Below are 13,622 nucleotides of genomic sequence, written 5' to 3'. Positions count from 1 at the left end.
TGACCCACTCAGGCATAGACGAAAAGACGCCGAGGCTCGCTCAACAATTGTCACAAACTCTGAACGAGGCTGAGATGGAATCAGGGCATACTTGCGTGATGACCGCTCGGGGAGCCTACATGCCGCGCCGCCTTTTCAAACGCTACATGCCGGATCCGACCAGCATTCGGGAACACAAGTCCTTACGCTTTTTCGGCAAGTTGCTGCATGACCCGAATCTTTGGCACCTGAACCGCCATTCGGTGGCCAGGGCCATGGGCGTGGGCCTGTTCGCGGCACTGATTCCCGTCCCCATGCAGATGCTGCTGGCCGCTGCGCTGGCGATCCCGGTGCGTGGCAACCTGCCGATCGCCGTCAGCCTGGTATGGCTGACCAACCCCCTGACCATGCCACCGGTATTTTTCGTCACCTACATGACCGGCGCCTGGTTGCTGGGCACACCACCGCGCAGCCTGCCCGACGACCTCACCTTCGAATGGATCACCGACCAGCTGGCAACGCTATGGCAGCCGTTCCTGCTGGGCTCGGTGGTGTGCGGTGTGGTGCTGGGCATCGTCGCCTGGTTCACCACCCTGTTGTACTGGCGCTGGTGGATTGGCCGGCAATGGCGCCGGCGCAAGCTCAGGGCCTCAGGCGCGCATGCCGCGGCCGCTGACCAGCAGGCGAACGCACAGTGCATAGAGCACCGCAGTGGCGACCAGCATGAAGGTGATCGCCGTACCAATGCTGATATCCGACACCCCTAGGATGCCGTAGCGGAACGAGTTGACCATGTGCAGCACCGGGTTGGCCAGCGACACGGTCTGCCAGAACGGCGGCAGCAGGTTGATCGAATAGAACACCCCGCCCAGGTAGGTCAGCGGCGTCAGCACGAAGGTCGGGATGATCGAGATGTCGTCGAAGTTGCGTGCGAACACGGCGTTGACGAAGCCCAGCAGCGAGAAGATGGTGGCCGTCAGCAACACCACGACCACGGTCACACCCAAGTGGTGCACCTGCAGGTCGGTAAAGAACATCGACAGGATGGTCACGATCACCCCGACCGCCAGCCCGCGCAGCACGCCACCCAGCACATAGCCGACGAGAATCGTGTGCGGCGACACCGGCGACACCATCAGCTCTTCGATCGAGCGCTGGAACTTGCTGCCGAAGAAGCTCGACACCACGTTGCCGTAGGAGTTGGTGATCACCGACATCATGATCAGCCCCGGCACGATGTACTGCATGTAGGTGAAACCACCCATGTCGCCGATCTGCCGGCCAATCAGGTTACCGAAGATGACGAAGTACAGCACCATGGTAATGGCCGGGGGCAGCAAGGTTTGCGGCCAGATACGCAGGAAGCGCCGCACTTCGCGGTAGACGATGGTGTTCAGGGCGACCCAGTTGGTGCGCAGTTCCACACTCATACGGCCACCTTCGACAGGTTCTTTTCCACCAGTGACACAAACAGCTCCTCGAGTCGGTTGGTCTTGTTGCGCAGGCTCTGCACCTCGATGTTCTGCAGCGCCAGCTGGGCGAACAGCGCGGTGATGCCAATGTCCTTGTCCACTTGCACCTCAAGGCTGTGCGGGGTCAGCAGCCGGCACGGGTAGCCTTGCAGCACTGGCGCACTGGCAAGGTCCTGCTTGATGTCGAGCACGAAGGTCTCCACATGCAGCTTGCCCAGCAACTGGCGCATGCTGGTGTTCTCGACGATGGTGCCGTGGTCGATGATGCCGATGTTACGGCACAGCTGTTCGGCTTCTTCCAGGTAGTGGGTGGTCAGGATGATGGTGATGCCCTTCTGGTTGAGCTCGGTGAGGAAGCTCCACATCGACCGGCGCAGCTCGATGTCCACCCCTGCGGTCGGTTCATCGAGGATCAGCAGGCGTGGCTCGTGGATCAACGCCCGGGCGATCATCAGCCGGCGCTTCATGCCGCCGGACAACGAGCGCGACTGGACATCGCGCTTGTCCCACAACCCCAACTGGGTCAGGTACTGTTCAGCGCGCTCTTTGGCCAGTTTTGGCGGGATACCGTAATAGCCGGCCTGGGTGACCACGATATCGAAGGTCTTCTCGAACTGGTTGAAGTTGAACTCCTGCGGCACCACCCCCAGGCAGCGCTTGAGCGCAGCAGGCTCACGGTCCAGGTCGTGGCCGAACACGTTCACCGTGCCAGTGGTCTTGTTGACCAGCGTCGAGAGGATGCCGATGGTGGTGGATTTACCGGCGCCGTTGGGGCCGAGCAAGGCGAAGAAGTCACCTTCGGCGACGTCCAGGTCGATCCCTTTAAGGGCCTGGAAGCCATTACCGTAGGTTTTGGTCAACTGTCGGATGGACAGGGCAGAACTCATAGCGGGTCACGTACCGAGTGAAAAGGTCAGGACACGCCAGGGCAATTCACTGGCGCAGTGAGTGCGGCCATGGTGCAAGGCCAGGCCGCACAAGTACAGTTACATGTATTGATAGTGACTATCGAAGCAGGTTCAGGTCAGTGCCGTCATTACCGCTGCCTGATAGGCCGGGCGCTGCTTTAGGCGCTCATACCAGGCTTGCAGATGGTGCATGGCCGGGCGCTCGATGGGCATTTCGAACCAGGCATAGACGAAACAACCCAGTGGGATGTCGCCCATGCCAATCTGGTCACCGGAGAGGTACGGCTGGTGCGCCAGGGTTTGATCGGCGATCGACAGCAATTGCGCGCACTGTTTTTGCGCGGCATTGATCGCCACCCAGTCGCGCTGGTCTTCCGGCGTGCGCAGCAGGCCCCAGAACAGCGGACGGAACGGGGTGGCCAACGACGACGTGGTCCAGTCCATCCATTTGTCGGCCAGGGCGCGCTGGCGCGGGTCGTTCAGGTACCAGCCTTGTTCGGCTCCATATTCGGCACACAGGTAACGGACGATGGTGTTGGATTCCCACAGCACCAGGTCGCCATCCTCGAGCATGGGCACCAGGCCATTGGGGTTGAGGGCGCGGTAGTGCGGCTCGTCGACCACACCGAATGCGCCGCCGGCGTCGATGGACTGGAAATCCAGGCCCAGCTCGTGGGCGATCCACAGCGCCTTGCGCACATTGCTCGAATTCTTGCGGCCCCAGATCTTCAGCATGGCAACGTCCTTATGAGATGCAAAGGTGGCACAGTCTACTCCAGACCTTCGCTACCTGTACCGGCGCAGGCACGCAATGAACTGAAACTCCCACCGCCACACCCTGTCACTGTTCTGACCCTGCCGTTCACAGCATTGCGTCTAAGCTGTCTGGGACGGCTCAAGCCCCTGGTTCCAAGGAGGACCGATTATGTTGCTGTTGTGGTTGGTAGTGCTGGTGATCGGCGCGGCATACCTCACGCACCGGCGCCTGGCGCCCTTGCAGATTCTTGGCATCATGGCGGCCTATGTGCTGCTGATGGGCATTTTCAGCAGTGCGCCCGGCTGGCTGCTGGCGCTGATCTGGGTGGTGCTCGCGCTCAAGGTCGCGCTGGTGGTGCTGCCCGAATGGCGGCGCAAGGTGTTCAGCGGCCCGGTGTTCCGTTGGTTCCAGCGCACCCTGCCGCCCATGTCGCAAACCGAGCGCGAAGCCATCGATGCCGGCACGGTCTGGTGGGACGGTGAACTGTTCAGCGGCCGCCCAGACTGGCGCACCCTGCTGGCCTACCCGGCGCCGAAGCTGACCGACGAAGAGCAGGCATTCATCGATGGGCCCACGGAAGAACTGTGCGCCATGGTCAGCGACTGGCAGATCGGCCAGGACCTGGACCTGCCGCCGGAGGCCTGGCAGCACATCAAGCAGAACGGCTTCTTCGCTTTGATCATCCCCAAGGAGTACGGCGGCAAGGGCTTCTCCGCCTACGCCCACTCCCAGGTGGCGATGAAACTGGCCACCCGCAGCGGCGACCTGGCCTCCACGGTAATGGTGCCCAATTCCCTCGGCCCAGCCGAACTGCTGCTGCACTACGGCACCGATGAACAACGCAACCACTACCTGCCACGGCTTGCGCGCGGCGACGAGATTCCCTGCTTCGCCCTGACCGGCCCGCTAGCCGGCTCCGACGCTGGCGCCATGCCCGACACCGGCATCATCTGCAAGGGCCAGTGGAACGGTGAAGAGGTGCTGGGCCTGCGCCTTAACTGGGAAAAGCGCTACATCACCCTGGGCCCTGTGGCGACCTTGCTGGGCCTGGCCTTCAAGGCCTACGACCCCGACCACCTGCTGGGCGACGAGGAAGAGCTGGGCATCAGCCTGGCCCTGATCCCCACCGACACACCCGGGGTGGAGATCGGCAAACGTCACCTGCCGCTAGGTGCAGCCTTCATGAATGGCCCCAACAGCGGCAAGGACGTGTTCGTGCCGCTGGACATGCTGATCGGCGGCCAGGCCATGCTCGGCAAGGGCTGGATGATGTTGATGAACTGCCTGTCGGTGGGGCGCTCCATTTCCCTGCCGGCAGTCGGTACGGGCGCCGCCAAGTACACCAGCCTGGTCACCGGCCAGTACGCGAACATTCGCGAGCAGTTCAACGTACCACTGGCAGCGTTCGAGGGTATTCAGGAGTCGCTGGCACGCATCGGCGGCAACGCCTGGCTGATGGACAGCGCGCGTCTGTTGACGGCCAAGGCCGTGGACCTGGGCGAGAAGCCGTCGGTGCTGTCGGCGATCCTCAAGTATCACCTGACTGAGCGCGGCCGCGAGTGCATCCAGCACGCCATGGACGTGCACGGCGGCAAGGGCATCATCATGGGCCCGAACAACTACCTGGGCCGTAACTGGCAAGGCGCGCCGATCTTCATCACGGTCGAAGGCGCCAATATCCTTTCGCGTAACCTGATGATCTTCGGCCAGGGCGCCATCCGCTGCCACCCCTTCGTGCTCAAGGAAATGGCCCTGGCCGGCCGCCAGGACCATGATCAGGCGCTGCGCGAGTTCGACGACTTGCTGATGAAGCACATCATGTTCGCCGCCGGCAACGCCGCCAGTACCCTGGTATACAACCTCGGGCTGGGGCGCCTGGAAAGCGTACCGGGCGATGCCCTGAGCCAGGGTTGCTTCCGCGCCCTCAACCGCCAGGCGGCAGCGTTCGCTTTGCTGGCAGACCTGTCAATGATGTTGCTCGGTGGTGCACTCAAACGCCGCGAGCGCCTGAGCGCAAGACTGGGTGATGTGCTCAGCTACCTGTACCTTTCCAGCGCAGCGCTCAAGCGCTACCACGATCTGGGCTCGCCCGAGCATATGCAGCCCTTGTTGCGCTGGGCCATGGAAGAAAGCCTGGGCCAGGCAGAGAAGGCACTGGACCGGCTGCTCGACAACTTCCCCAACCGCTTTGTCGGCTGCGCGTTGCGCGTGCTGGTGTTCCCGTTTGGCCGCCGCCATAACGGGCCGAGCGATGAACTGGATGCCGAGGTGGCGGCATTGATAGGCCGTAGAAAGGGTGACCCAGCCCTGGAAGAGCTGCTCGCCGGCTGCTTCCGGCCACACGCTGACGGTGATCCGGTAGCAGCGCTGCAACGGGCTTGCGAACTGCTGGATGAAGCGGCGCCGCTGCACAAGGCCCTGCACCAGGCAATCAAGGAGGGCAAGCTACAACCGGCACCGGGGGAGTCAGTGATCGATGCCGCCGTCCAGAGGGGGATATTGCAGCCTGGTGAAGGGCAACGGCTGCACGCGGCGGAACAGGCACGCCGGCACGTGATCGATGTGGATGCGTTCAGCAAGGAGCAGTTGCTACCGGAACACGGCAAGGTACGCTGACCTTAGATCGCGTGGTGGCTGGCTGGCCGGCGATAAGGCCAGCACAGCCACCACCATCCCCACCTCATCCCCAACCGGCGTATACTCCGCCCCCGTTTTTCACCACCCCGAGGACCGCCCCCATGGCCAACCCCCATCTGGAATATCACCTGCAACTGCTGAACCACCTGCGCACAATACTGGTAGCCCTGGGTGAGGCCGACCAGGTACCGGAGGAAAGCCACGTCCTGTTCCTTGAACGTTTCGACGAATTGCTGGCCCTGCTGCCGCAAGACCCGCTGGAGAGCCAGTACCTGGGCCAGGACCTGATCTGCCAGGTGATCCAGCGCTACCCGCAAATTGCCCACCTGGTTCCGCGTGACCTGCTCTGGTTCTTCGCTGGCAATTGCCTGCACTTCATGCCGGATGAAGAATTGGCCCTGTACCAGCAACTGGAAGAGCAGCGTTACGAAGCAGAGCGCGACGGCAGGCCGTTCGACTGGCACGCGCAAAAACAGGCACTGGCGCAGGCCGCCGCTGCGCAGTGAGCGGTGACGGCAGCGGTAACAAACAAGCTGTTCGCTTAGCCATTGCACCCCGGCATTGCGACTAAATCCTACAGATCCAGCTCGAGATCCCGCATAGCTTTATGCCTGTCGTGTTCATCTCCGCTCGCCGGGCGTTGTGCACGACTTACTAAAGCATATCCTAGGGAATACCAGATGAAACGTATCTATGCCGCACTGGCACTGGGTCTGATCGGCAATACAGCATTCGCCAGCAACATCATCAACTTCGAAGGCACTGTCTCAACAGGCGGCACGTGCCCTATCGACGTGGTCACGCCTGGCGGCCCGTCCTTGCCACAAATCCACCTGGGCGATTTCAGAACCGACGACTTCAAGGTCGTCGGCGACCAGACAGGACTGGTCAAGTTCGCGCTCCGGGTCGACCCAATGACCTGTACGATCGGCGCCGGCCAACAAGGTTACGTGACCTATAAGCCCAATTATGGGACCGACCCATCGGGCCAGATGTACGGCTTGCAAAGCGGCGTTGGCTACAGCAGTGGCCTGAGTCTCGTCATCTATGATGAAGACGGAGCTCCGGTAGAGCCGAACACCCAATCGAAGGGCTACCTCCTTAGCGATTCAGTACCCACCGACATGAACTTCATCACCCGCCTGCAAATGACCGAGCGCTCCGTGACCGAAGGCCACATCCGGACCAGTGTCAACTATCTGGTCGACATTCGCTGATCACACTCTACTTCGCAGGTGCGTATTCGCGCGCCTGCCCCCCGGAATCGCTCACAGTACCGCCATGCCCACACTCAAGCCCTGCCTCGCCGCTATCATCACACTCGCGCTGTACCTGTCGCCCGCTGCCGCGCAGGCAGCACTTACCATCAGTACCACTCGCATCGTTCTGCCCAGTAACAAACAGAGCAGCACGGTGGTGGTCGCCAACCCCAGCAAGTCCACCTACGCCGTTCAGGCCTGGGTCAACACCGAGCAGGACGACACCACCACCGCAGTACCCTTGGTCGCTTCGCCCGCCCTTTTCCGGCTCGACCCAGGCAGCCAGCAGACGGTTCAGATCAACAACCTCCCCAATCAGCTACCGGAGGATCGCGAGTCGCTGTTTTTCTTCAATGCCCAGGAAATCCCTCAACAAAGCGATGAGGATGCGGCTCAAAACAGCCTGACCATTGCCCTGCGCACCCGCATCAAGCTGTTCTATCGACCTGCAGCGCTCTCAGGCAAGCCCGAGCAGCAGCTGGCCGACCTCAAGTGGAGCCTGCAGACCGACCAGGGCACAACCTATGTTGTGGTCGATAACCCGACTGCGTTTCACTACACCTTTGGCCGCCTGGAACTGACGGTCGCAGGCCAGACCGAGCGCCTGGAAGCGCGTGAAATGGTGGCCCCCATGTCGCGCCAGCGTTACGCGGTGGCCTCTCACAAGGTCAACAGCCCGGCGAGCCTGCTTTTTACCACCATCAATGATTTCGGGGGCGCTACCCCTGAAATAACGCAGGCGTTAACGCCTGTCGACGCGCTGGAACGTTAAGCTCACTTGCGTGAAGGTGGGTGTTTGAGGCCAGCTTTGCCCTTGATCAAAACTGAGCCAAACCATCAGAATTATCGTAACACCCGATACCAGCTGGTCAAAAAACGCGCGCGGTACCTTGTATTCCCCGGCCATGCCAAGGCCCAGTTGCACCTCTTGCGACGTGATGGCATGGGCACTGAGAACCGCGCAGCTTTTATTCCCACCGTGCACCTCGATGGTCACCCGTTGGTCGGTATGCATCTTGGGCCAACTCACGATCCGGATGTCAGGTTCCGGTGTGTCTTCGCCGAACTTGAATATGCCGCCTGTCAAGTCAGCAAACGTGGGGGTGGGCAGATACGATGGCGGGAACGGGATGACATTCAGGTTGCGCGGGCTGGACTGCAGAAGCACATCCTCGCCGACCTCGACCTCGTAATACACCGGTATGACCTTACCGCTCATGTTGACGACCCGCCGTGCTGGAACCGTGAATGAGCGGATGCCCCGCTGGCCGGGAATACAGAGGCTGCCATTGAGCCCTGGCTCCCCCCACTGCAATGCGAATGGCTCATCTGGGCCAATCTGCGCGGATTCAGGCAACTGGACAGCGATAGAGGCACCAAGCTCGTCAAGCTTGAGCTCGACACGTTGCCCTGTCCCTCGCGCATCCGGGATCTCCGGCCATTCATACTCGCGCGGCAAAGGCTGAGCTTTGGCAGTCAAGGTGGCCCGGCGGGCCTCGCTGCTGGGGTTGCCTGCACGATCCAGCACCTGATACCAGGCATAACGCGCCCCGTCGCCTCTTTCGCGAATGAGCGCCCCGGAGAACTCGATGAGCAATGGCCCGCCGAGCTCATCGGCACGGACCTCGCGGCGATCCACCTCATCCGGCTCAAATGCCAGGGTGTCCCAGTACCAGATCAATGTATCGCCAGCGTATGGCTGATCGTACAAAGGAACATGGGCCACCAGCCGGTCATCATGGGCTTTCAGGTAGGCCTCTGTCACCTCAGAGCCGGCCAGGTCGGGGAACACCAGGGCATCCTGAGGTGCCAGCGCTGGTGGGGTTTTGTCGATGGTCAAGGCCAGGGGGGCAGAACTGTCTTCGTTCCGGTTGTAGAACACTACATGGTAGGTCACCGCCACATCACCTTCATGAAGATGCGCCACGGGCACCTCGAGAAACAGATCCTCCCCGTCCTCGAACGGTTTCTCGATGATTTTCTGATTCACTTCGACACCGTTCCACAGCAACGTCAGCGTCTCGGGATCGCGCGGCGACGGCACTGACCCTGGCCACTTGGGCACATCGATGCGCAACGGAGTGCGCAATGAGTCAACGCTCAGGAGGTTGGGCTGCCCCCCTGGCAGGTTCGGCAGCATATCAGGCGCGCTGGGCATCGGCAGGTTGCCTGACAGCTGATCGGAGTGCTTGGCTGGCATGGTTCGCCTCTCTGTTGTTCGCGGGTCAATCCTTGAAACGCAAAGGGGAGGGCTTTCGCCCTCCCCTTTGCACCTACCATGTGTAACGCACCCCGACATTCGCGCCCCATGGCTGCTCGATACGGTCGCCGTTGGCGTAGTCGAAATCGGCATGCAACTGCAATCGATCGTTCAGCGATACCGCCAAACCGGCCCCCAACTCACCCCGTGAACCGGAGAGGTCGTTGTCGAAGCGATGATCGTTGACCTTCACATCGTTGTTACTGATGAACTCATGGGCATAGGCCAGACGCAGATAGGGTTGGATGAAGCGCCCATCGTTCAGGTCGATAGTCTTGCCCAAGGTGGCACCGGCTTTGCCCACCAACGACCGAGTATCGTCGCCACGCGCCTGCAGGCCATTGTCCAGGTGGTAGTCCTTGCCCTCGATCGAGGCCAGCGACCACTGGGTGTAGGGCTCGATGAAGTACCCGTCGGCAATTTCGAAGTGGCGGCCAAACTCCGCCGAAGCCCCCACGCCAAAGTTGTCGTAGTCACCCTTGGTGCGCTGGCCGTCACTGAGCGTGACTTCGGAACTGTTGTCGAAACGGTTGGCCTTGAGGACGCCATCGAAGTAATAGCCAGTTTGCGCATCGAGCCAGGTGGTGTACAGGCCCAGGTAGTAACTCTTGACCTGCGCCGAGGCACCACGGGCCAGGTTCAGGTCGGAGTTGCTGTGGCCAGCGAGCACACCCACCTTCCACTGCCCATCGCCCCACGGCAATGGCGCATCGGCACCGACCGAGAAGCCCTGCTGCACCTGTTGGTAGGCACTGCCGGCGCTTGCCGAGACGTTGAACTTGTTACCGTAGGCGCGCACCCAGGCACCGGTGTTGCCCTCATCGCGGCGCAATTCGCCCATGCGACCGCGCAACGTGGTCAGCTCGCCATACCAAACGGTGGGCGCGGTATTGAACAGCGCCAGCACCGATGCAGTACCGGGGCTGATGATCTGCCGCGAGCCATCGAGGTACCAATCGTTGCCACGCTGCACCAGCTCATAGGAAAACGCACCGACATCGACCGACCCATTGAGCAGGGAAAACGTCGCATCGCCAGCGCCAGCGTGCACCAGGTGCAACTGGTTTTCCGCTGCAGGTTCCGCCCCGCTGCTGCCCACCAGCAAGGTGTGGCTGCCGGTGGCCGTTCCGGTTACATCGAGAAAGTCGGTTTCGCCAGTGCTGAAGTCGGCATCCATGACGAAGGTGCCCTGGCCACTCAGGGTGCCAAGGGTCAAACGCTGGTAATCGTTCGCCTGGCCGAAGTGGACCGCACCGCCATTCATCGCCATGGCGCCTACGCTGCTGTCCTCGACCATGGTCCAACTGGCCTGGTTGTTCAAGGTCAGGCCATCGACATTTTCCAGGCGCCCCGTCAGGCTGGCCTGATTGTCCAGGCGCAGGTTGGCACTGGAGCCCTCCTCCACCCGCACATCACCCTGCAAGGCGCTGCCGTCGACTTGCATGTCCACATGCGAGCCGCCTTGCACCTCGAGAATGGCACCGTTGCTGCCCTGCAGCGAAGAACCAGGGCCAACCACGATGTCGGCATCAACTGCCTCGTAGCCATCTCCACCGACCACGATCGCCGAGCCATCCAGCCCTTGCACCCGAGTGCCGGCGAGGGTGATCTGGGTAGCACCGGGGAAGGCCGAATCACCGTTCACCTGCAAGCCTGCGCGCGCGCCGATCAAGGTGCTCTGCTCGGCCACCAAGGTCGAGTTGCCGAACATCCTGACGGCGCTGGAAGCGCCAGTACCGACCACGGTACTGCGCTCCAGCCGCAAAGCCGAGCCAGCGCTAACGCTGGCCCCCCCACGGGCACCTTCGATGTGACTGTCGCTGACCACAGCACTGGAACCACCGCTGGCTGTGCGCAACAGGCGCAAGCCGATACGCTCACTCACCACCTTGGAGTTGTCGCTGATGATGGCGTGCCCGCCTCGCTCCACACCGATGCCATCGCTGGTCGCGGTCACGCTGCTGCGCTGCAGGTTCAACCGGCCGTTCTCCCCTATCGAGATGTCTTGGGTACTAGCACCGTTGGCGTCGAGTTGGGCATCAGGCGCGACGAAATAACTGTCAGGCGCAGTGTCGCCATCGATGCTCAGTTGATCGTCGACGATGGTAGCCGCGCCGGCCGGCGCCGACAGTAAGAGCAAGGCTGAAGCCTTGAGCAAGGCGCTCGTCAGCGGCGACAGCGCATGAGTGCGGACAATGGTCATTAGAAACACCTTTGAATGCCGAAGGGAAAAGTTGACCCGAAGGCCCAAGGCGCACAAAGCTATACCCGCACTTCAGATTTGTTTGTAGGAAAGGTCCTAAAAATCGGCGGGAATTTCTTAACAACGATCCACGGAGCACTGCCATTGGCAGCGCTCCGCTCCAACTCAAGGGCGTGGGATAGCGCACGTTAGGCCTGCCGCGTGGATCGAGACCACAGCATGGTCCTCTGCCGACTCGATCGGCGTTTGAGTCCCTACCGATTTGTAGCTGACATACCCATTGGCATCGGTGTGGATGCCGTCGTACAGGTAAATCGGCAATACATAATCCTCGTAGGGGATACGCCAGACAAAACCATTGATATTATTTATATCGAGATCGATCTCATCCGGAAAATCGACCGAAATGGGTTGGTCGGTGCCATAAACCGTGGCTCGCCAAATCATCTGGACCTTATCGCCAATTTCGAAGCCGACCTCAGCAAGGTCCGGCACAGTAACGCGCAAAGCGGGGTCGTCCGGGTGAGGAGTGTCGCTCCAGATTGAATCGCAGTTAAGGTAGCCAGTATCAGTCACGCCCTGGAAAGCAGGTGCATCAGTTCGGATCACCACGCCGGAAACATCCACGCTAGTCGGCTTGGGCTGCGTGCCATTAGGGTTGCCCGGGCGGTGAATGGCGTAATGCATCGAGATAGTGCCGTTGCCCCCTGCCGCGACGTCATCCCATTGGATGTCCATCTCTAGATCTTTACCCAGATTATCGCTGGTGATCTCATGCTCAACGCCAAGTACTTTCTCACCCCTCCAGAACAGCGTGACGACATCTCCCTCTTTGAACTCTGGGTCCACCGGCACAACCACCTTCACAGGCTTATCGGCGTCGCTTGCATCCAAGCTGTTCTTGGTATTGGAGACCGCGCCATAGACCTCGGCAGGGTCCAGCTTGCCATTGATAGGCCCGGGCCATTCGGGATCAAGGATCGGATCGACAGGGCCGATACGCTCGAGATTGACGTTGAACGTGAAGTCCTTTTCACCTTTGTTCAGCAACGGGACCGAACCTCGCTTGACCTCGTAGGTTACAGTTACAGCGACGTCACCTACTCCTGTATCGCCGCCGTATTCTTCCCAAATCAAACTCTGGTCGATCCTGAACGGCATTGGGAAGGTACCCTCGCCCACGGCACGCCAGGGGGTAGACTTGGATCCCCAATGAACCCTGACTTCATCGGTGTCTTTGGCATTATTGAATTCAGGAACATGCACCTGAACTTCCAATGCAACGTCGGCTTGGTCGATCAGGCCATCTTCGGCCAACTCCACTTCCGGCGCTTCAAAGGTGGTAGGCCACGGGCCAAGTGCAACGCCGACCTCGAGGGGCTGGGAGGCCGAACTGTAGTTCCTGGCTTTGTCAGCCAAGGCATAGACCACTTTGACACCACCGTCCTTCACCCTCTCGATAACCGCCAGCGGAACCGTCAGATCCTGGGGTAAATCGCCTACAGGCACTGACAAGTCTGGTGACGGTAACGGATCGGGCAGTTCCTTGAGCCACCATACATGGACGGTATCGCCAGGTTTAAAGTCGGAGTACTCAGCCAGCTTGAGTTTCACCTGCCCTTTGTTCGAATCATCGACATTGGGGATATCCGCAAACTTCGGCGGTAATAGATTTTGGTAGGGCGCCACTCTATCGAAAATTAGCGTCTGGTCTGCGGAGCTGGAAACGTTACCATTTACAGCAGTTACCGTATAATGAAAGGTTCTAACGCCGTCCCCTATCTCGTCCAGGAGGTCTTGTGGAATTCGGATTTGCAGCGGAAACGTAGGTTTATCCTGAGGATCATAGCTCTCAAGAAAAAAAGGCGCCGGACTATGATCGAGATATACCTTAAGCGTGTCATTCTGGACCGGATGGGAAAACGGCCACTCTGGAATTTTGAAATGAAACGCAGCAGGCAAATCGTCCTTCGCCCGAAGAGCGTCACCTACTACCGTCATGTCGTTGTCATCTGCAATAAAGTCGCGATCCACAGCGGGTGCCGGTAATGTACCCGGCTCCAGCAATCGAAGCATACGCTTTCTACGTACTTCCTGGCGCACCTGTTCGGCAGCAGACACTTCGCAATTTGAACGTTCCATATCGA

General features: G+C 60.4%; 11 protein-coding genes. 5 read left to right on the top strand and 6 right to left on the bottom strand.

The window, feature by feature from the left end:
• Window positions 1-119 precede the first annotated feature (119 nt).
• Window positions 120-746, top strand: a complete 627-nt coding sequence (locus ABRP30_RS07545) for a DUF2062 domain-containing protein (RefSeq protein ID WP_267822049.1) — start codon at window positions 120-122, stop codon at window positions 744-746.
• On the opposite strand, the gene ABRP30_RS07540 is transcribed toward ABRP30_RS07545, so the two are convergent.
• The 3 genes from ABRP30_RS07540 to ABRP30_RS07530 all read right to left on the bottom strand — a co-directional run bounded on the left by ABRP30_RS07540 (window position 630) and on the right by ABRP30_RS07530 (window position 3,094).
• Entirely contained in the window at window positions 630-1,409 is a 780-nt protein-coding gene (locus tag ABRP30_RS07540) for an ABC transporter permease (RefSeq protein WP_267822047.1), read from the bottom strand. The genes ABRP30_RS07545 and ABRP30_RS07540 overlap by 117 nt on opposite strands.
• A complete protein-coding gene (locus ABRP30_RS07535) occupies window positions 1,406-2,338 on the bottom strand; it encodes an ABC transporter ATP-binding protein (RefSeq protein WP_267822045.1) in 933 nt (310 codons plus the stop codon). The genes ABRP30_RS07540 and ABRP30_RS07535 overlap by 4 nt, the downstream gene beginning before the upstream one ends.
• Before the next feature lie 132 nt (window positions 2,339-2,470).
• On the bottom strand, window positions 2,471-3,094 hold the full coding sequence (locus ABRP30_RS07530) for a glutathione S-transferase (protein ID WP_267822043.1): 624 nt from the start codon (window positions 3,092-3,094) through the stop codon (window positions 2,471-2,473).
• A 190-nt stretch (window positions 3,095-3,284) separates the two neighbouring features.
• Between ABRP30_RS07530 and ABRP30_RS07525 the strand changes: the two genes are divergently transcribed.
• The 4 genes from ABRP30_RS07525 to ABRP30_RS07510 all read left to right on the top strand — a co-directional run bounded on the left by ABRP30_RS07525 (window position 3,285) and on the right by ABRP30_RS07510 (window position 7,784).
• Window positions 3,285-5,732: an acyl-CoA dehydrogenase gene (locus ABRP30_RS07525; RefSeq protein WP_349976526.1), complete on the top strand. Its 2,448-nt coding sequence runs from the start codon at window positions 3,285-3,287 to the stop codon at window positions 5,730-5,732.
• 122 nt (window positions 5,733-5,854) lie between these two features.
• Entirely contained in the window at window positions 5,855-6,259 is a 405-nt protein-coding gene (locus ABRP30_RS07520) for a PA2817 family protein (protein ID WP_349976525.1), read from the top strand.
• A gap of 174 nt (window positions 6,260-6,433) precedes the next feature.
• Window positions 6,434-6,970, top strand: a complete 537-nt coding sequence (locus ABRP30_RS07515) for a fimbrial protein (protein WP_267822039.1) — start codon at window positions 6,434-6,436, stop codon at window positions 6,968-6,970.
• A 64-nt stretch (window positions 6,971-7,034) separates the two neighbouring features.
• Window positions 7,035-7,784 carry a molecular chaperone gene (locus ABRP30_RS07510; RefSeq protein ID WP_349976524.1) on the top strand — a complete coding sequence of 250 codons (750 nt, stop codon included), beginning with the start codon at window positions 7,035-7,037 and terminating at the stop codon, window positions 7,782-7,784.
• Here ABRP30_RS07510 and ABRP30_RS07505 read toward each other — a convergent pair.
• The 3 genes from ABRP30_RS07505 to ABRP30_RS07495 all read right to left on the bottom strand — a co-directional run bounded on the left by ABRP30_RS07505 (window position 7,755) and on the right by ABRP30_RS07495 (window position 13,617).
• Window positions 7,755-9,212 carry a hypothetical protein gene (locus ABRP30_RS07505; protein ID WP_349976523.1) on the bottom strand — a complete coding sequence of 486 codons (1,458 nt, stop codon included), beginning with the start codon at window positions 9,210-9,212 and terminating at the stop codon, window positions 7,755-7,757. The two genes, ABRP30_RS07510 and ABRP30_RS07505, sit on opposite strands and share 30 nt — an antisense overlap.
• A gap of 73 nt (window positions 9,213-9,285) precedes the next feature.
• The gene (locus tag ABRP30_RS07500) at window positions 9,286-11,475 is read right to left on the bottom strand and encodes an autotransporter outer membrane beta-barrel domain-containing protein (protein WP_349976522.1); all 2,190 of its coding nucleotides are present in this window, start codon (window positions 11,473-11,475) and stop codon (window positions 9,286-9,288) included.
• Window positions 11,476-11,640: 165 nt separating this feature from the next.
• Window positions 11,641-13,617, bottom strand: coding sequence for a hypothetical protein (locus ABRP30_RS07495; protein ID WP_267822031.1), 1,977 nt, complete (start codon window positions 13,615-13,617; stop codon window positions 11,641-11,643).
• Window positions 13,618-13,622 lie beyond the last annotated feature (5 nt).

The organism is Pseudomonas sp. WHRI 8519 (genome assembly GCF_040224055.2).
GTDB lineage: Bacteria > Pseudomonadota > Gammaproteobacteria > Pseudomonadales > Pseudomonadaceae > Aquipseudomonas > Aquipseudomonas putida_X.
The sequence above is the reverse complement of the archived record's forward strand: the minus strand, read 5'-3'. Positions and strand labels throughout refer to the sequence as shown.